The organism is Alcanivorax xiamenensis (genome assembly GCF_009846745.1).
Lineage (GTDB): Bacteria > Pseudomonadota > Gammaproteobacteria > Pseudomonadales > Alcanivoracaceae > Alloalcanivorax > Alloalcanivorax xiamenensis.
In genome coordinates, this window is the sequence record NZ_AQPF01000002.1 from 218,216 (window position 1) to 237,717 (window position 19,502).

The 19,502-nt window shown below is 62.3% G+C and carries 16 protein-coding genes; 7 read left to right on the forward strand and 9 right to left on the reverse strand.

Features of this window, described 5'->3' with window-relative positions; all coding sequences use genetic code 11:
* Window positions 1-90: 90 nt before the first annotated feature.
* The 6 genes from A6D6_RS02575 to A6D6_RS02600 all read left to right on the forward strand — a co-directional run bounded on the left by A6D6_RS02575 (window position 91) and on the right by A6D6_RS02600 (window position 7,763).
* Entirely contained in the window at window positions 91-1,545 is a 1,455-nt protein-coding gene (locus A6D6_RS02575) for an NAD-dependent succinate-semialdehyde dehydrogenase (RefSeq protein ID WP_159659837.1), read from the forward strand.
* A gap of 3 nt (window positions 1,546-1,548) precedes the next feature.
* Entirely contained in the window at window positions 1,549-2,757 is a 1,209-nt protein-coding gene (locus A6D6_RS02580) for an isocitrate/isopropylmalate dehydrogenase family protein (protein WP_159659838.1), read from the forward strand.
* Between the two features lie 74 nt (window positions 2,758-2,831).
* Window positions 2,832-4,082 (forward strand): aspartate aminotransferase family protein, encoded by a 1,251-nt coding sequence (locus A6D6_RS02585; protein WP_133492365.1) that lies wholly within the window; start codon window positions 2,832-2,834, stop codon window positions 4,080-4,082.
* On the forward strand, window positions 4,079-5,050 hold the full coding sequence (locus tag A6D6_RS02590) for a D-2-hydroxyacid dehydrogenase (protein ID WP_133492364.1): 972 nt from the start codon (window positions 4,079-4,081) through the stop codon (window positions 5,048-5,050). The genes A6D6_RS02585 and A6D6_RS02590 overlap by 4 nt, the downstream gene beginning before the upstream one ends.
* A gap of 62 nt (window positions 5,051-5,112) precedes the next feature.
* Window positions 5,113-6,522 carry an amidase gene (locus A6D6_RS02595; protein ID WP_159659839.1) on the forward strand — a complete coding sequence of 470 codons (1,410 nt, stop codon included), beginning with the start codon at window positions 5,113-5,115 and terminating at the stop codon, window positions 6,520-6,522.
* Between the two features lie 44 nt (window positions 6,523-6,566).
* The gene (locus A6D6_RS02600) at window positions 6,567-7,763 is read left to right on the forward strand and encodes a pyridoxal phosphate-dependent aminotransferase (RefSeq protein WP_159659840.1); all 1,197 of its coding nucleotides are present in this window, start codon (window positions 6,567-6,569) and stop codon (window positions 7,761-7,763) included.
* A 223-nt stretch (window positions 7,764-7,986) separates the two neighbouring features.
* On the opposite strand, the gene secF is transcribed toward A6D6_RS02600, so the two are convergent.
* From secF to A6D6_RS02630, 6 genes are all read right to left on the reverse strand, one after another.
* Window positions 7,987-8,913, reverse strand: coding sequence for a protein translocase subunit SecF (secF, locus tag A6D6_RS02605; protein ID WP_133492361.1), 927 nt, complete (start codon window positions 8,911-8,913; stop codon window positions 7,987-7,989).
* Window positions 8,914-8,920: 7 nt separating this feature from the next.
* Complete coding sequence (gene secD, locus A6D6_RS02610; protein ID WP_201303685.1) at window positions 8,921-10,804, reverse strand: protein translocase subunit SecD; 1,884 nt, start codon at window positions 10,802-10,804, stop codon at window positions 8,921-8,923.
* Between the two features lie 63 nt (window positions 10,805-10,867).
* Complete coding sequence (gene yajC, locus A6D6_RS02615; protein ID WP_014995999.1) at window positions 10,868-11,191, reverse strand: preprotein translocase subunit YajC; 324 nt, start codon at window positions 11,189-11,191, stop codon at window positions 10,868-10,870.
* A gap of 22 nt (window positions 11,192-11,213) precedes the next feature.
* Window positions 11,214-12,335, reverse strand: coding sequence for a tRNA guanosine(34) transglycosylase Tgt (gene tgt / locus A6D6_RS02620; protein WP_133492451.1), 1,122 nt, complete (start codon window positions 12,333-12,335; stop codon window positions 11,214-11,216).
* Window positions 12,336-12,414: 79 nt separating this feature from the next.
* Window positions 12,415-13,482, reverse strand: coding sequence for a tRNA preQ1(34) S-adenosylmethionine ribosyltransferase-isomerase QueA (gene queA, locus A6D6_RS02625; protein ID WP_159659841.1), 1,068 nt, complete (start codon window positions 13,480-13,482; stop codon window positions 12,415-12,417).
* Window positions 13,483-13,510: 28 nt separating this feature from the next.
* Window positions 13,511-13,987, reverse strand: coding sequence for an RDD family protein (locus A6D6_RS02630; protein WP_159659842.1), 477 nt, complete (start codon window positions 13,985-13,987; stop codon window positions 13,511-13,513).
* A 448-nt stretch (window positions 13,988-14,435) separates the two neighbouring features.
* Here A6D6_RS02630 and A6D6_RS02635 point away from each other — a divergent pair, with 448 nt between their 5' ends.
* Window positions 14,436-15,581 (forward strand): DUF3541 domain-containing protein, encoded by a 1,146-nt coding sequence (locus tag A6D6_RS02635; protein ID WP_159659843.1) that lies wholly within the window; start codon window positions 14,436-14,438, stop codon window positions 15,579-15,581.
* Here the strand turns inward: A6D6_RS02635 and acmB are convergent.
* The 3 genes from acmB to A6D6_RS02650 all read right to left on the reverse strand — a co-directional run bounded on the left by acmB (window position 15,551) and on the right by A6D6_RS02650 (window position 19,484).
* Window positions 15,551-16,741 (reverse strand): methyl acetate hydrolase AcmB, encoded by a 1,191-nt coding sequence (gene acmB / locus A6D6_RS02640; RefSeq protein WP_133492357.1) that lies wholly within the window; start codon window positions 16,739-16,741, stop codon window positions 15,551-15,553. The two genes, A6D6_RS02635 and acmB, sit on opposite strands and share 31 nt — an antisense overlap.
* Before the next feature lie 116 nt (window positions 16,742-16,857).
* Window positions 16,858-17,871, reverse strand: a complete 1,014-nt coding sequence (locus tag A6D6_RS02645; RefSeq protein ID WP_133492356.1) for an AraC family transcriptional regulator — start codon at window positions 17,869-17,871, stop codon at window positions 16,858-16,860.
* 617 nt (window positions 17,872-18,488) lie between these two features.
* Complete coding sequence (locus A6D6_RS02650; protein ID WP_159659844.1) at window positions 18,489-19,484, reverse strand: GlxA family transcriptional regulator; 996 nt, start codon at window positions 19,482-19,484, stop codon at window positions 18,489-18,491.
* Window positions 19,485-19,502: the final 18 nt, after the last annotated feature.

Below are 19,502 nucleotides of genomic sequence, written 5' to 3' on the forward strand. Positions count from 1 at the left end.
GGATTGCAGGCCGGGCTCTGCTAGCGTAACCCTATACCTCTATTCTCACGGGCGCGGCCGCACTTGATGCGCTTTCAGGAGAGCCACGCCATGACCCAGCACAACCTCAAGGACTCTGATCTGTTCCGCCAGCAGTGTTTCATCAACGGGCAGTGGTGTGATGCCGAGGGTGGCGCCACCCTGGACGTGGACAATCCCGCCACCGGAGAGATCATCGGCACCGTGCCGCGCATGGTGGAAGAGGGAACCCGGCAGGCCATCGCCGCCGCCGACAATGCCCTGCCCGCCTGGCGTGACAAAACCGCCGAGGAGCGCGGCAAGTTGCTCTACGCCTGGTATGAGTTGATGATGGCGCACCAGGACGACCTGGCCACCATCATGACCCTGGAACAAGGCAAGCCGTTCGCCGAATCCAAGGGCGAGATCGCTTATGCCGCCTCCTTCCTGAAATGGTTCGCCGAGGAAGCCCGGCGCGCCTATGGCGACACCATTCCCGGAGCCCGTCCCGGCCAGCGTATCGTGGTGATCAAGCAACCCATCGGCGTCACCGCCGCGATCACTCCCTGGAACTTCCCCTCGTCCATGATCACCCGCAAGGCCGGCGCCGCCCTGGCCGCCGGCTGCACCATGGTGGTCAAACCGGCCAGCGCCACTCCCTACTCCGCGCTGGCACTGGGTGAACTGGCTATCCGGGCCGGCATTCCCGCCGGTGTGATCAACGTGATCACCGGTTCCGCCGCCGCCATTTCCACCACCATCACCCAGTCTCCGGTGGTGCGCAAAGTCAGCTTCACCGGCTCCACCGAAGTGGGTAGCCAGTTGATGGCGCAGTGCGCCGAGCACATCCAGAAGGTGTCCCTGGAACTGGGCGGCAACGCGCCGTTCATCGTCTTCGACGACGCCGATCTGGACAAAGCGGTGGAAGGCGCCATCGCCAGCAAATTCCGCAACACCGGGCAAACCTGTGTATGCGTGAACCGGTTCCTGGTACAGGATGGCGTGCACGATGCCTTCGTGGAAAAACTGGCGGCGGCGATCAACCAACTGAAAGTGGGCGATGGCTTCGAGGACGGCGTCACCCAGGCACCGCTGATCAATGGTGGCGCGGTGAAAAAAGTGCTTGAACACATCGAGGACGCCAAGTCCAAGGGCGCCAAGGTGGTGGTCGGCGGCGCCGCCCATGAACGTGGTGGCAACTTCGTGCAGCCAACGCTCATCACCGGCGCCACTCAGGACATGGAGTTCTGCCACGAGGAAACCTTCGGGCCGCTGGCCGCGGTGATCCGCTTCCAGGACGAGCAGGAAGCGATCCAACTGGCCAACGACACCCCATTCGGCCTTGCTTCCTATTTCTACAGCGAAAACATCCATCGCGTGTGGCGCGTGGCGGAAGCGCTGGAAGCCGGCATGGTGGGTATCAACGAAGGTCTGATCTCCAACGCCGCCGCCCCGTTCGGTGGCGTCAAGGAATCCGGCCTGGGCCGTGAAGGCTCCCATTACGGCATGGAAGAGTATCTGGAAGCGAAATACCTCTGCATGGGCTGATAAATGACCATGGTTTCCATCGCGTTACTGCCCGGTGACGGTATCGGCGGCGAGGTGATGGCCGCCACCGTGCCGGTCCTCGATACACTGATCCAGCGGCACCGGTTGCCGCTGGATTACCGGATCCTCCCCTGGCCCGCCACCGAATGGCACCGGCAACACGGCAGCATGATGCCGGACGACGCGCTCGACCAGTTGCTCGGCTACGATGCCTTGCTGCTGGGGGCGCTGGGGGATCCGGGTCCCCTGGAGCAAGCGGACCGCTATCGCCTGCCCGACAGCATTTCCCTGGCCCCTTTGCTGGCACTGCGCAAATCGCTCAATCTCTGGGCCTGCGAGCGCCCCGCCCGTTATCACCCCGGCGTTCCCTGCTACCTGTCCGATCCGCGCGCCAAGGAACTGGACATGCTGGTGATCCGGGAAAACAGCGAAGGCGAATACGCCGGCCAGGGCGGCCGGCTGCGCGCCGGCACCGAAGACGAGGTCGCCACCCAACTGGAAGTGTTCACCTACGCCGCCACCGAACGGCTGATCCGCCATGCTTTCGAACGGGCCCGGCAACGGGCGCGGGAGCGCCGCGATGAAAAACGCGTGCGCGCTTTCACCGGCCCCGAGGGCGAAACCCGGGAATCCCAGGTTTGCCTGATCACCAAACGGAACGCCCAGGCCTTCTGGGGCGGTCTCTATGACCGCGTTTTCCAGCAGGTGGCGAAGGAATACGCGGATGTCGCCACCCACCACGAACTGGTGGACGCGGCGGCGATGAAATTCGTGCAATGCCCCTGGCGCTTCGATGTGGTGGTGGCCAGCAACCTGCATGGCGACATTCTTACCGATCTGGCCGCGGTCCTGGCCGGTGGTCTGGGGGTGGCGCCTTCCGCCAATATCAACCCCGCCGATCTCAGTGTGCCAGCGTTGTTTGAACCGACCCATGGCTCGGCACCGGATATCGCCGGCCGTAATCTGGCCGACCCGCGCGCCACTTTGTTCAGTCTGGCGCTGCTGTTGCAATGGTTAGGAGAACGGTTAGGAAAACGGTTGGGGCAGCGCTCGGATGCCACCGCCGATATTAAGAACTCGAATGAAAAAAGTCGGCTTTTTTATAGCGCCGCACACCAATTGCATGAGACGCTGATTACGGATCTCGCTGCCGGACATCCGGTCAGTGGCACCGATGCCGTGGGCCGACGCATAGCCAACGCTCTACGGTAAGCCGAACGGCATCGGCGCTGGCCCCCGGGGCTTAGAAGCCTGTTCAAGGGCTCTACGACACGGAGGAGAGAGCGATGCATCATCTGTCTCCATTGCTGGTGCAATCCAGCGGCATCTGCGCGGAGCGCGGCGAAGGAAGCTGGTTGTTCGATGCCGAGGGGCATCGCTGGCTGGATTTCACCTCCGGCATCGGCGTCACCGCCACCGGCCATTGCCACCCCAAGGTGGTGGCCGCCGCCCAGGAACAGGTGGCCCGCCTGGTCCACGCCCAGTACACCACCGTCACCCACCCCAACATGCTGCGCCTCACCGACCGGCTCAGTGAGCATCTGCCCGCCGGCCTCGATGCCGTGGCATTCTCCAACTCCGGCAGCGAAGCCGTGGAAACCGCCATCCGGCTGGCGCGGCATGCCACCGGCCGCCCTAATCTGATCGCCTTTCAAGGCGGCTTTCACGGCCGCACCCTGGCGGCGGCCTCGCTGACCAGTTCCACCACCAAGGTGCGCAGCGGGTGGGGGCCAATGATGGCAGGAGTGTTCTTCGCGCCGTTCCCGCACACCTACTTGTACGGTTGGGATGAAGAAGCCACCAGCGCCTTTTGTCTGCGTCAGCTCGACGAACTGTTGTTGACCCAGAGTCCGCCGCACGATACCGCCGCGCTGATCATCGAACCAGTACAGGGGGAGTTCGGTTACTACCCGGCACCGGCCTCGTTCCTGGCCGGTCTGCGCGAGCGCTGCGACCGCCATGGCATCCTGCTGATCGCTGATGAGATTCAGGCCGGTTACGGCCGTACCGGCCGCTTCTGGAGCCACGAGCATGCCCGGATCCAGCCGGACATAGTGGTCACCGCCAAGGGGTTAGCCAGCGGCTATCCACTATCCGCCGTGGCCGCCGCCAAGGGCTTGATGGCCCAGGGACGCCCCGGTTCCCAGGGCGGCACCTACGGTGCCAACGCGGTGTCCTGCGCCGCCGCTCTCGCCACCCTGGAGGTGATCGAGGAAGAGGATCTGGTCAACCAGGCCGCCGGGCACGGCCGCTATCTGCGTGAACGCCTGGAGGCACTGGCTCGCAAACACGACGACATCGACGAGGTGCGCGGCAAGGGCCTGATGCTGGGCGTCGAGATGGTCCGCGCCCCCGGCCAGCCCGACGGCGAACGCGCCCAAACGCTGCTGTCCCGGTGCGAACAGGCCGGCCTGTTGCTGCTGCGCTGCGGCACCCATGGTCAGGTGGTGCGCTGGCTGCCGCCCTTGACGGCAAGCCGTCAGGAAATCGATCTGGCGGTGGATACCTTCGAAGACGCGCTGGAGAACACGGCATGACGTTGCCGCGGGTTACCGTATTGCTGGCCGAGGACGAGCCCGATCTGCCCGGCCTGGAAAGCCTGGAAGGCCTGGCCCGGATCCACCAGCACCGTGGCGTCGATGGTCTGGCGCCCCGGCTGGCGGAAACCGATGTGCTGGTGGTCACCGACTTTCGCGTCGACGCGCTGGAACGGGCCTGGCCCTCCCCCTGTCCGATTCGTTGGGTGCATGCCACCAGCGCCGGCGTCGACGCACTGATGATTCCGCCTCTGCGGGACAGCGATATTCCGGTCACCAACGCCGCCGGCATCTTCGATCGCGGTATCGCCGAATACGTGCTGGGCGCGCTGCTGCTGTTCGCCAAGGACACCCTGGGCAATCTGCGCTATCAGCGGCAACGGCAGTGGCGGCACCGGGAAACCAAAATGCTGCGCCAGCAAAGCGCGCTGGTGGTCGGCGCGGGTTCCATCGGCCGGGAAGTGGCAACCCTGCTCGGCGCCCTGGGCATGGAAGTGATCGGCACCGCGCGGCGGGCGCGACAACATGACGACGCCTTTGCCCGGGTCCATGCCCAGGAGGATCTGCCGGCACTGCTGGGTGATGCCGACTACGTGATCATTACCGCGCCGCTGACCCGCCAGACCGAGGGGTTGTTCAATAGCGACACCTTCGCGCGGATGAAACCCGGCGCGGTATTGGTCAATGTGGGCCGCGGTGCCATTGTGGACACCCGCGCTCTGCTCGCCGCTCTTGATGGCGGCCACCTGGGTGGCGCCGCCCTGGACGTATTCGAGCAGGAGCCGCTGCCCACCGATCACCCGCTCTGGGACTACCCCAATGTGATGATTTCCGCCCACATGGCCGGCGACGCCCAAGGCTGGCGTGCCGCCCTGGGCCACCAGTTCGTGGACAACTTTGAGCGCTGGCGCCGGGGGCAGCCCCTGCGCAATCCGGTGGATACGCAGCGGGGTTACGGTCAACGCTGACCTCGCCTCGCGCCGTTCCTCCACCCCCGTGCCGGCACCGCCACCAGCGGAGGAGGCCATCCATGAGCGAGGATATACGCGCCCTGAGCGCGCGGGCATTGCGGCAAGCCTACCAAAGCCGGGCATTGTCCCCGGTGGAGGTGACCGAAACCCTGCTCGATCAGATCGAGCAACAGGACCCGGCATTGAATGCCTGGTGTCTGATTGATCGTGATACCACTCTGACCTCCGCCCGGGAGGCCGAGCAACGCTATCTGCGCGATGATAGCCAGGGCTTGCTGGACGGCGTTCCGGTGGCGATCAAGGATGTTTTCCTCACCCCGATGTGGCCCACCCTGAAAGGCTCGCGCACCGTCGACCCGGTCAAGACACTGGGCAAGCGCGCCCCGGCGGTGGCCGCTCTGGAACGTCACGGCTATGTGCCATTGGGCAAGACCACGACGCCGGAGTTTGGCTGGAAAGGGGTTACCGACAGCCCGATGTGCGGCGCCACCAACAACCCCTGGGACCCAGCCAAAACCGCCGGCGGCTCCAGTGGCGGATCGGCGGCGGCGGTGGCCGCCGGCATGGCGCCACTGGCGCTGGGCACCGACGCTGGCGGCTCCATTCGCATTCCCGCCGCCTTCTGCGGCATCGTCGGGCACAAACCGACCTTCGGCGAAGTGCCGCACTGGCCCGCCAGTCCGTTCGGCACGCTGGCCCACGCCGGACCGATGACGCGCACGGTGGAGGACTGTGCATTGATGATGCAGGTGCTGAGCGAGGCGGACCCGCGCGACGCCCAGGCCGCACCGCGCCGTCCACAGGATTACCTGGCCGCCCTGGACGGCGACCTCAAAGGACTGCGTATCGCCTACAGCCGCAATCTGGGCTACGTGGACGTGGCCGCCGACATTGAACAGGCCTGTGACGAAGCGGTGGAGATGTTACGGGACCTGGGCGCCGAAGTGGTGGAAGCCGACCCGGGCTTTCGCAGTCCGCTGGCCGCCTTCGGCCACCTGTTCTACGGCGGCGCGGCCAACACCTGCCGGGAGCTTGGCGCGCGTCAACGCTCACTGATGGACCCGGCCCTGATGGAAGTGGTCAGCAAGGCGGAGCGGCTGTCGATGCTGGACTATCTGGGCGCGGTGAACGAACGGCTGGCGCTGTCGGAGCGCATGGCGCTGTTCCACGAGAAGTACGATCTTCTGGTAACACCCACGTTGCCGATCACCGCCTTCGACACCGCCCGGGAAGTACCCGTGGACTGGCCCAGCACCCGCTGGCCCACCTGGACGCCGTTCACCTATCCCTTCAACCTCACCGGCCAACCGGCGCTGTCACTGCCTCTCGGCCTGGATCGCGCCGGACTGCCGATGGGACTGCAGATCGTCGGCCGCCGTTTCGATGACGCCCTGGTGTTGCGCACCGGGCATCAGTTCGAACAGCAACGGCCCTGGCGACGGTTTCCCCCGCTGGCCGGGGTCGACTGACCGGAGGCACTCTCAATGGGTAAGCACCGTCGACAGGAGGCATCGTGAGCGAACTGGACATCGACTTCTACGAATCAGAGGACCCGATCTGGAATCCGGCGCTGCACACCATGCCAGTGCCGGGAATCCGCCGCATGGTGAACCTGGCCGCCACCATGGACGACGTTATTCACCTGTCCATTGGACAGCCGGATTTCAAACCACCGGACCATGTGGTGCAGGCGGCGGTGGAGGCACTGCAGGCGGGGCAAACCGGTTACACCATGGACGCCGGACTGCCGGAACTGCTGGACGCCCTGGCGGACTACTACCGGAACCGTTATCAACGGCCGCTGGTGCCGGAAAACATCATGGTCACCACCGGTGCCACCGAGGCCATTTACCTGGCACTTACCGCCACGTCGGCCCCGGGCCGGGAATTCATCGTGCCGGAACCGGCCTTTATGCTTTACGCCCCCCTGATCCGCATGAATGGCGGCGTTGTCAAAGCCATTCCCACCCATGCCGAACAACACCATCAGCTGGACCCCGAAGCGGTCATCGACGCCATCGACAATAACACCTGCGCCATCGTGCTCAACTCCCCGAGCAACCCCACCGGTACGCTTTATCCCCGGGAAACCGTGGAGGCCATCGTCCAGGAAGCGGCCTACCGTGGCGTCTACGTGATCAGCGACGAGGTCTACGATCACCTGGTCTACGACGGGCGCGAATACCCCAGCGTACTGTCGTGCTGTGCCGACCTCGACCATGTCATGGTGGTATCCAGCTTTTCCAAGACGTTCAGCATGGCGGGGATGCGCATCGGCTGGTTGATGGCCAGCCAAGGCGCGATCAAGAAGCTGCGCCGCTATCACATGTTCACTACCACCGTGGCCAATACACCCTGTCAGTGGGCGGGGGTGGCGGCCTTGAACGGCGACCGCTCATTCGTGGACACCATGCTGGCCGAATATCAGCGGCGGCGGGATCGATTGGTGGCACTGGTGGAGCGGACACCGCACCTGACCGGCTACCGGCCCGAGGGGGCCTTCTATCTGTTTCCGTCGCTTCCGGAAGGCGTCAACGGCGGCAATGTGGCGCTGAAGCTGCTGCGAGAGACCGGTGTCTGCACGGTGGCAGGGGACACCTTTGGCGAATCCTGTGCCAACGCCATACGGATCAGTTACTCCACCTCGCTGGAGCAGATCGAGGCGGCGTTCGAGCGCATTATTCCGTGGATGGCCAGGCAAGACTTCTAGGGCCGCTTACACGCAACACGCTGGCACGCTAACACGCTTTGAAAACACCCGGTCATGCCGGGCTTTGCTCTGAAGGCATATCTCCAAGGCCCGCAAGCGGGCCTTGGGTTTAGCGTGTTGCGTGTTGCGTGTTGCGTGTTGCGTGTAAGCGTGCCAGCGATGTGGGACACCACTGGTCCACGGACCGCGATTATGGTATTGGTTTGCGGATTCCAACCCGCCGTCAGGGCATATCGTCCACTTCCTTCTTCTCCGGAATGATGAAGTCCTGCTTATCCACTTTCATCAGGAACAGCATGTTGGTGACCACGTATATGGACGAGTAGGTACCCACCGCGATCCCCACCAGCAGCGCTTCGGAGAAGGCACGCATCACTTCACCGCCAAAGAAGAACAGGGCAATCAATACCAGCAACGTCGTGAAGGAGGTGTTGATGGTCCGACTCAGGGTTTCATTGAGAGAGCCATTGATGATCTTCTCCGCGTCGGTTTCCCGGGTATCGCGGAAGTTCTCCCGGATCCGGTCCGCCACCACGATGGAGTCGTTCAGCGAGTAGCCGATCAACGCCAGCACCGCCGCCAGCACCGTCAGATCGAAAGTCCAGCGCGTCAGCGAGAACAGACCCAGGACGATGATCACGTCGTGCAGCAAGGCCACCACGGTGGCGACACCAAACTTGTTGGTGAAGCGGAACCACACGTAAACCAACATCAGGCCCAGCGCCATCAGCAGCGCGAGGCCGGACTCGTCGCGCAGTTCGTCGCCGACTTGCGGACCAACAAATTCCACCTGCAGAACCTTCAGCCCGGGCAGCTTGCTTTCCACCACCTCTGTAAGCCGCGGCCCTACCTGATCCGCGGGCATATCGTTCAGGGTGGGCACCCGGATACTGATATCCCGGGGCGATCCGTAACGCACCACGGTGGCCTCTTCGAACGGAGTGCCTTCCAGCGCGGAACGCACATCGTCGATGATCACTTCATTTTCGCCCTTGGCCACCACCGAGGTGCCACCGGTGAAATCCATCCCCAGATTCAGCCCCTGGGTCGCCAGCAGCCCGATGGAGCCGATCACCAGAATGATCGACAGCGCCGCGAATACCCGCCGGATGCCCAGGAAATTGATGGAGAAAGGAGCCTTGTTACTCATAAGCACCTCAAATACTCAGTTTGGCCGGCGGACGGGCGCCGCGGCCGTAGACCATTTCCACCATGGCGCGGGTGCCCACGATGGCGGTAAACATGGAGGAGAGGATGCCGATAAACAGAGTCACCGCGAACCCCTGCACCGAGCCGGTGCCGGCGGAGAACAGGATCACCGCGACGATCATGGTGGTGATGTTGGCATCAAGAATGGTGCTGAACGCCTTGGCGTACCCTTCATCGATGGCCTGCCGTGGACGCACGCCTTTCTTTAATTCTTCCCGGATACGTTCATAGATCAGCACGTTGGCGTCCACCGCCATGCCCACTGTCAGGACGATACCAGCGATGCCCGGCAGGGTCAGGGTGGCGCCGGGAATCAGCGACATGATACCGACAATGATCAACAGGTTACCGACCAGCGCCACATTGGCGAAGATACCGAACACCTTGTACCAGACCAGCATGAACACCAGCACCAGAACCATGCCCAGCGCCATGGATTTGAGGCCGGCCTCGATATTTTCCGCCCCCAGGCTGGGACCGATGGTGCGCTCTTCGATGATGGTCACAGGCGCGGCCAGGGAACCGGCACGCAGCAGCAGCGCCAGCTCGGACGCTTCCGCCGGGCTGTCCAGACCTGTAATCCGGAAGCGGCTGCCCAGAGTGTCCTGGATAGTGGCCACGTTGATCACGTAACGGTCGGTGGTGCTCACCGGTACTTGCTCGGTCTCACCGTTCTCATTGGTACGCGAGCGCATCTCGGTCTTGGTTTCGATGAACAGCACCGCCATCGGATTGCCGACGTTCTGTGAGGTCACCCGCTGCATCCGGCGGGCACCGGCGGAATCCAGGGACACGTTCACCTGCGGGGTACCGTTTTGCGGATCGAACCCCATCTGCGCGTTGGTGACTTCGTCACCGGTGGCGATCTTGGCGCGATCCAGAATCACCGGACGATCCCCCTGACCGCGGAAGGGGAAAATCTCGGTGCCCGGCGGCGCCACGCCGGTGGCGGCACGGCTGGCCGGATAGTCCTGATTGACCAGCCGGAATTCCAGGGTGGCGGTACGGCCGAGAATACGGCGGGCCTGGGCCGCGTCCTGTACCCCGGGCAGTTGCACGACGATGCGGTCCGCCCCCTGCCGTTGCACCACCGGCTCGGCCACGCCCAGTTCGTTGACCCGGTTATTCAGCGCGGTGCGGTTCTGATCCACCGCGTAATCCTGCATGTCCTTGAGGGCGGTCGGGTTCAGGTTGAACACCAGCACCCGCTGCTCGGGATCGGAGTCCAGCGAGAATTCCGGCAGCGCGTTACGCAGCAGAGTGCGGGCCGAGTCGGCGTCTTCGGAGTTGGCGAACTGCACGCGCAACTGCTGGCCGTCTTGCCGCACGTCGCGGTAACGAATGCCTTCGTTTTTCAGCGCCAGTTTGATCTGACCGGCCCAGGCTTCCATGCGCTGGTTCACCACCGCGTCCATATCCACCTGCAACAGGAAATGCACACCACCGCGCAAGTCCAGCCCCAGGTTCATCGGCGAAGCGCCGATGGCACGCAGCCAGCCTGGAGTGGTGGGCGCCAGGTTCAGGGCCACCACGTACTCATCGCCGAGGGAGCCGGCGAGAAGCTCTCGGGCACGGAGCTGGCTGTCGTTATCGCTGAAGCGCACCAGCCAGGAGCCGCCGTCGATGTGTTCGCCGGGCCCGTGTTGCAGACCCGCCTGATCCAATTGCCGCAGCACGCGCTGGCTGGCGCTGTCGGACACCTCGCCACCGGCCTTGGCACTGCTGATCTGTACGGCCGGCGCATCGGGGAACAGGTTGGGAAGAGCATAGAGGCCGCAAACAAACAGCACGGCCATGAGCAGGAAGAATTTCCAGCGCGGGTAGCGGGTCATAATCGTCTTCCGGTATTGCCGGGAGGCGGCGGCCCGGAGCGACCGGGCCGGACACACCTCTTTTTATATGGATTTGATGGTGCCCTTCGGCAACGTGGCCTGGACACTCTGTTTTTGCAGTTTGATTTCCAGATTGTCGCTGATTTCCACCACCACGAATTCGTCGGTGACTTTGGTCACCCGGCCGAGAATGCCGCCGGCGGTTACTACCTCGTCACCTTTGTTCAGGTTCTGCACCAGATTGCGGTGTTCCTTGGCGCGCTTCTGCTGCGGGCGGATCAGGAAGAAATAGAACACCGCGATCATCACCACCAGCATGATCAGTTCGATGCCACCGCCCGGACCTCCGGCGGCTTGTGCATAAGCGGGCGAAATCAACCAGTTCATCTCAATTCTCCACGTTTTCGCGTTAAAGAGCGGGCACATCGCGGCCCATGGCCGCATAGAAGTCGCCGACAAAGGCGCTCAATGTACCCGCTTCAATGGCCCCCCGCAATCCAGCCATCAGCCGTTGGTAATAGCGTAGATTGTGGATGGTGTTCAGCTGCGCGCCGAGCATTTCACCACAGCGATCCAGGTGATGCAGATAGCTGCGGGAAAACTGGCGGCAGGTGTAGCAATCGCAGCCCTCCTCCAGCGGTGACAGGTCGCCGCGGTGGCGGGCATTACGAATCTTGATCACCCCTTCACGGGTAAACAGATGACCGTTGCGCGCATTGCGGGTGGGCATCACGCAATCGAACATATCCACCCCGCGGCGCACCCCTTCGACAATGTCCTCCGGCCGCCCCACGCCCATCAGATAGCGAGGCCGGTCAGTGGGCATATGCGGCGTGATCCCGGCCAGAGTACGCCGCATTTCCTCCTGCGGCTCGCCGACACTGAGCCCGCCGATGGCATAGCCGTCAAACCCGATGTCGGTCAGACCGGCCAGGGATTCGCGGCGCAGATTATCGTACATGCCCCCCTGTACGATCCCGAAACAAGCCGCATCGTTCCCTTCATCGGCTACATGGGCCGCTTTCGAGCGGCCCGCCCAACGCAGCGACAGCCGCATGGACTCGGCGGCCTGGGTCTCGGTGGCCGGGTACGGGGTGCATTCGTCGAAGATCATGCAGATGTCACTGCCCAGAGAACGCTGTACCTGCATGGCCCGTTCCGGCGTCAGTTCCACCCGATCGCCATTGATCGGGTTCTTGAACACCACGCCCTGCTCGGAAATCTTGCGCAACTCCCCCAGGCTGAACACCTGGAAACCGCCTGAATCGGTGAGGATCGGCTTGTCCCATTGCATGAAGCCGTGCAACGAACCATGACGTTCAATGATTTCGGTGCCCGGACGCAACATCAGGTGAAAGGTGTTGCCCAGGCAGATTTGCGCGCCAGTATCGGCCAGGTCCCTCGGCAACATGGCCTTGACCGTGCCGTAGGTGCCCACCGGCATGAACGCCGGGGTCTCCACCTCGCCACGGGGGAAGGTCAAGCGGCCACGGCGCGCCGCGCCGTCGGTGGTCAGCAGATCAAAGCTCATTCGGGACATGGATAAACACTCGCTGGCACGCGACACGCTTCACGCTCGCACGCTAAAAAAAAAGAAAAACGCCACAACATCAGACATCGCCTCCGTCTTGAGCGTGCTGCGCGCTGCGTGCTGCGTGTTGCGTTCCCTCAATGAACATGGCATCGCCGTAACTGAAAAAGCGGTAGCCTTCACGGACTGCTTCCCGGTAAGCCGCCAGCACCCGTTCCCGGCCGGCAAAGGCGCTGATCAGCATCAGCAGGGTGGAACGCGGCAGATGGAAGTTGGTGACCAGGGCGTCCACCTGACGAAAACGGTAACCGGGATAGATGAAGATATCGGTTTCCGCCTCCCCCTGGGTCAACGCACCGTCAGCGCTGGCGGCTTCCAGAGCCCGCAGCGCCGTGGTACCCACCGCCACCACCCGTCCGCCACGGGCTCGCGTCGCCAGTACCTGCTCCACCAGGGCTTCACTGATACGAAAGCGCTCACTGTGCATGTGATGCTCTTCCACCTTATCCACGCGCACCGGCTGGAACGTGCCCGCGCCCACATGCAAGGTGACGAAGCCCGTGTCCACGCCCTGCTCCCGCAGCTGCTCGATGAAGGCCTCGTCGAAATGCAAACCGGCGGTGGGCGCCGCCACCGCGCCCGGCTCCCGGGCATACACGGTCTGATAGCGCTGCAAGTCGGTGTCTTCGTCCGGGCGGTCGATGTAAGGCGGCAACGGCACGTGGCCAATGCGCTCCAGAGCATCCAGCACCTGCTGACACCCGGTGAACACCAGGTGGAACAATTCGCCACGCCGACCGCGAACCTCCGCCGCCACGCCGTGGTCAAATTCCAGCCAGCCGCCGGCCTTGGGCGACTTGGAAGCCCGCACATGGGCCAGCGCCTCACGACCGCCGAGCAGACGCTCGATCAGCACTTCCACCCGCCCGCCGGTTTGCTTGCGGCCGAACAGGCGGGCCGGGATCACGCGAGTGTCGTTGAACACCAACAGATCGCCGGGCTTCAGCCAGGCGGACAGATCCGGAAACCGGCCATGCCCCATCCCCGCCCCGGTCAGCGTCAGCAAACGCGCATCACGCCTCCGCGCTGGCGGATAGCGGGCGATCAGTTGGTCCGGTAACTCAAAATCAAAATCGTCGACTTGCACGTATCACCCGTGTTCAGCTCACATGTGTTCAGGAGCGACCTTTGCCGTTCTTCGGCATTTCCACCGTGGCGGTGAGGGACAATCGATCATGCAGAGTTTGATGAGGATGCACCAACACCACCAGATAACCGGCCCCCAGCATCAACCAGGACACACCGGCGGCGGCGAAACGGGCCAGGGTCTGCCAGAATTTCACCGGCCCGCCACGATAGCCACGAATTTGCAGCCGCCAGGCGCGCATTCCCAGAGTCTGGCCACCATGCAGCCAGAACCAGGCATAGAAAGCCCAGGTCTCCACCAGCAGCAGGGGGAACAGCACCCCCTTCAGCACCATCGGATCGGCCCGGGTGACACCGTTGATCTCCTGGGTCGGCAATCCCGTGTGGTTATAAACGATGACGAAGAGCCCGGCGGTTATAAACCATAACGCCAACACCAGAAAGCCATCGTAGACCAGCGCCATCAGCCGTTTGATCAGGCCCGCGGGTCTGGCATCTTCGATCATCGCTGCTCCATACGAGTTACCCGGGCGACGGCCCGCGGAGTGACCGCCACTGAGGGCGCCCCATCACGGATGGTGGTCACAAATAAATCGTCCGGAACGATTTTTGACGTCGCTCCGGCGACGGCCCGTAAGGTGACCATCATGAATGATGGTCACAAACAAATCGCCGGGAGCGATTTTTGACGTCACCCCAGGGACGGCCCGCCGGGTGACCACCATGGACGGTGGTCACAAAAAAACCCGCTCGGCGCGGGCCTTTTGAATCATCGGCGGCGCGGTCGGTTCGGCGACCGGCCCAAACGGCGGCTATTCTAGCAAACCCGGGCCCCCCTGTCCCGCCGTGGACCGGCGTCACAGCCCGTCATCATGGTTGTTGCGGGGCGCCCCTCGGCGGCGGTACAAGGGCACTATGACCCCGGTCACCGGGGTGCCACCCGGAGGGAGTCCCATGTCCGGCTTCCGCCTGTACGCCCTGCTCGTTCTGGCTGCCCTGTCGACACTCCTGACTGGCGCCATCGCCACCGCTTCACCGCCTTCCGCGCCATCTCTCGGCGAACAGATCCGGGACCGCTATGAGACCGTGCTGCCGTCCCTGCCACCGGACAAGCAGCGCCACTACGCCCTACGCCTGTACCGTCTGACCGGCGACGACGTTTATCTGGCACCGATCCGCGACGAGGTTCTGGCCATTCTGCCGCGCTGGCGGCAAGCCATGCAGGCCCTCGACTCCGCGGACCAGCGGCAGGCCCTGGCCAGCCAATTGGTGGACGACTACCGCGACGACACCCTCAAGTATCAACGCCGCAAGGCCTTGCTGCGCCGCAGTGGCGAGCTGCCCTTCGCCAAACGGTTACTGTACCGCGTCAATCAACTTGAGGAGTTGCATCTTGCCGGCAAACCGCCGTTTCAGGGCACCGGCCGCGCCCTGGCCTATCTGAGGGAATTCGACTTCCGCTCCTTCGTACTCGATCCCGAGGTCATCACGGTGTACTCGGCGCAGACCGCGAACCTGGTCTACTACCTGTACCGGCTCGGATTACAGGATTTGCGCGAGCCCTACCAACAGGCCTTTCGGCGCGTCTACCCACCCGACACCCGGCACCAGGGGCTCGAATTGCAGGAAAAGGTCTATGGCATGACCCATCTGGTGATCGCCGCCAGCGGCTATTACCAACATGCCGTGGCGCGCAAGGACTTTGCCTGGATTTTCGATTATTTCGAGCACCGGGCCGGCCACGTCATCCAAGGCACCAAGCCGGATGTGTATACCGAGATGGCGCTGTGTTTCCTGCTCGCGGAAGAGCCGGACAACCCGGTCATCGGCAAGGTCAAAGCGGCGCTGGAACGGGAGTTTGATGACAAGGCGGACATGATTCCGGCCACCGACGGCAGCACCGACCCCGCCCGCGGCGAGCACCGCAACACCCTGGCGGTGATGCTCTATTACTGGCCGGAGAAGCTTCACACGGGTCCGGACCTGTCCCGGACCCGCCCCTTCCAGCAAGCGCCGTCCATACCCAAAGACACCACAACAGGGCGGAAAAGTATCGATGGCGCCCCGTCTCAAGCCTCCCGCACACGGTTCATGGATTGATAAACGGCACCTTCAAAATCCAGATAGCCCGCGAACGAGGAGGGGTCGCCGAAGGGCAGGATCTGGGTCGCCCAGTAGCCACCGATGCCGTTGCGACGATCAATCCAATAGAACAGGTTAGCCAGCCCCGCCCAACCGATAGCGCCTTTAGGGCGACCGGTGGGAGCGTCTTCCTCCACCGTCATGAAGGTGAAAGACCACCCCTTCTTCAACCCCGGAAAGAACTCCGCGTCATTGGATAACGGCGCGATGACGCCCGGCAACATACCCACTTTCTGATGGGGTTCGAGTTGGTTGGTCACCGCCATGGCGACAGTCTCGGGCTTCAGCACCTGGCCGTTCGATCCGGCGCCGTCGTTGAGCCACATACGAATGAACTTCATATATTCCGGCACGCTGGCATACAGACCATGTCCGCCGCAGTCGACTTCCGGTTCATCCGGCAGAAAGAAATTCATATCCTCGAGTGCACCATCAGCCTGGCGCGCGTAGACAGCGGCGGTACGATCCCGCATGGCGGCGGTGCGGGTAAACCCGACGTCTTCCATGCCCAGTGGCGCAAAAACGCGTTCACGCAAGACCGTGCCCAGACGCTGGCCACGGATGCTCTCGACGATCTGGCCGACCCAATCAATGTTCGTGCCGTATTCCCATCGGGTCCCGGGGTCGAACAACAAGGGTGTCTCAAGACTCGCTCGAGAGCAGGTTATCGCGCCGGGCTGGCCATGCTCCGCCGCCATGCGCGAATAGTTTTCGTTGAAAAAGTCATAGCCAAAACCGGCGGTGTGGGTCAGTAGTTGGCGGGTGGTAATGTCGGATTCCGGTGCTCTCAATACCGGCTGGCCACGGGCATCAAAGCCATCCAGCACCGGCAATTCGCCAATGACGGGTACATATTCCCTGGCTGGTGCGTCCAGATCCAGCAGTCCCTCCTCGACACATTGCAGCGCGGCGGTTCCCGCGATGGCCTTGGTGGTGGAAAAGATCGCGAAGACAGTGTCCTCTGTCATTGGCATTCCGTCCGGCCCTCGCTCTCCGGCTGCGCCGGAATACAAATCACGCTCCCGATCCGTGACCATGGCGACGACGCCGGGTACACGCGGGCTTTCCGTGACAACTCGATGAAGGATGCTGTCAATGGACGCTCTCAAGTCGGTCATGTCATTGTCCTTTTATTGAATGTTGTGGGATGACGGACAGTGAAGCGTGCGTCGGCATGAGGCTACGCGCCATTCGAAATCGGCGGGCTGCATTCCGAATCGGAAGATATTTTGTATTACGTTTGTTTCGCGGCGGCCAAAGTGTGTGAGGGCAGTTCGCCGAAACGGCGCCTGTAAATGCGCGCCAAGGCCCCCAGGTTGACGTACCCCCAATCAGCGGCGATCGAAGTCACGGTTTCTCCCAGCGATGGGTTTTGCAAGGCCTTGCGCAAGCCCTCCAATCGGCGGGCACGTAAAAAGTCGTACGGGGTAACGCCACGGGAGCGCCGAAATCCATCGGACAGTGCCCGAGCGGAAACCCCCACCATTCGTGCGATTTCGCCGATGGTGGGTGGGTTATCGGCCTGCTCGGACATGATTTCCTCGGCCTGACGAACATAGCGTGGCGTCACCGGCATGGTTTCCTTGCGCATTGCCAGGCCCACGCCATCCCCCCATGTTTGCAACAGCTCCAGGCATAGCAGTTCCTCCAGGTGCCGGGCCATCACCGGCTCCGCCTTGAGGCGGCCGCAGGCCTCGACGGACCGGACCACATAGCACAGCAAGGCATACCACCGCGAGCCGTTCCCTCCGAAAGCCAATCGTCGGGTCCACAGCGTGTCGTCCGGCACGAACCCCAACCAATGCATGGCGACATCGGCCATCGCTTGATGGGGGATCGTCAGGTTTAACTGCATATGATGGCTGTCGGCATCGAGCCAATAGTCGGTTCTTGAACAATCGACCACGAAGCTTTCCCCCGCTCCGGTGCTAACGTCAGAGACCTCGTCCTGCTTATGGCGCAACGCACCTTTAATGGTGTTCAGGACCAGAATATTCCCCGCCGCCGGATCGAAATTATCCAGATGAACGGGAACGCCATAAGAAAATCGCGTCATCGTGATGCGTTGGACTTCCACCGAACGCATGGTGGCGGAAGGAAGCAACCGCGGTGTAGCCGGCCTTACGCGATAGGGCATATAGACCCTGCGGCAGAATTCCTGAACCTCGTCCCAATCTCTGGATGACGTGGGGCCATCTTGTGCGATGGGGCGGCCCGACATGTCAGTCAATAGTGCCTGCTCCAGCATTTGCCTCTCCACCACCTGCTTTCAGGAAATCCGGACATCACTTCTGTCATAAAATGTCCAGTGCCGCCATACAACTTTGGTGCGATCAACAGTGCGGATATGGAGCCCGGCGCCGGGTCCGATATCCGATACTCGAGCCATTCAGAACCGTTCGTGGCAAGAAGGCAGGCGGCGTGATGATATCGCAGGCAAAAAAGCCGGAGAACAGCGCCCCGGCCTATGATTCGCCAAGTTTAAGGTGTCTTGGCGCACCACGAATTTGGTACAGAGGCCGGACTTGAACCGGCACGCCCATCTCCCGCTGCCAAGACGGTCATCGTGGTCCCTTGCCGCTTGCGGCATGACGCCCTGTCGGATCGAGAATCAGGGCGGCCTCCGGACTCCGATCCTGCCCTCCCGCCTATAACGACACTATAACGGCACCCCCACGAAGGAGGCGCTCAACCACGCGCCAGTGGCCGCTCCTGTCCCTAATCGGACGGAGAGGTCGCCCAGCTGAGCACTGTTTTTAAAGGCGCCTATTGCCCAATAGGATTCTCTACTCGTCGATATGAATAGACGTCGTGCAAGCCGCCACCATATCGGGAAAGCTATAACCACATGGGGATCTCATGGGGTCAGATATTCCATCTTTCTTCGATTGATTGCCTTTCCATACTTCCAAAGTTCGCCCTATATTGCCGTGGAGACACACCGAGACGGCGCAGAAACACAGAACGCATAAGTTGCGCATCACGTAATCCGCATTCGGCCGCAATGGTCTTCAATGGCAATCTTCCACATTCTAACAGCCCGCGGGCCGCATCAACCCTGACCATCTCAACAAACTCAGCCGGACTCATTCTGGTTTCCCGCGAGAATACACGGGAGAAATTCCTCGGACTCATTCCGAGCATATCCGCAAGCGCCTTCACCCTGAGGTCCGCAGTCAGGTTTGACAAGACATACTCTTGCACCTGCGCGACTGGCGAATCTGAGTCGATGAACGGCATCAAATAAGGACTGAACTGCGATTGCCCTCCCGATCGCTGGGTATAGACAACGAGCCGCTTTGCCACATTGAGCGCCACATCCTGACCTTGATCGCGAGCCACAAGAAAGAGAGCGAGATCAATGCCCGCAGTAACCCCGGCGGAGGTGTACAGATTACCATCGCTGATATAGAGGCGATCCGGCTGGACTTTGGCGTCGGGGCATAACTCAGCCAATGCGTCAGCATCGTTCCAATGCGTTGTGACCATGCGGCCAGCCAAAAGGCCTGCTCTGGCAAGAATGAACGCTCCGTTGCAAATCGAGCCAAACCGCTGAGCCCGGGCCGATGCTTGGCCCAACCAAAGCGCAAACGCCCTCGATACCTCAAGCCCAGGGATCGAGGGCCCACCAGCCACCAGTAATAGGCTGAACGCATCCTTTACATCCATGTAGTGACAGTGAGGTCGAAGTAAGGCTCCGTTTGAGCATCGGATCGAGTGCGGCTCCATCCCGATAACGGTCAGATGATACTGAGCGTCCGGCAGTAAAAACCGATTGGCTTCGGCAAAGACATCAAGCGGTCCAAATATATCCAGAGCCTGTGAGTCCTGAGGGGCGACGATACCCACATGATGGACCATAGCGAGCGACTCCTACGT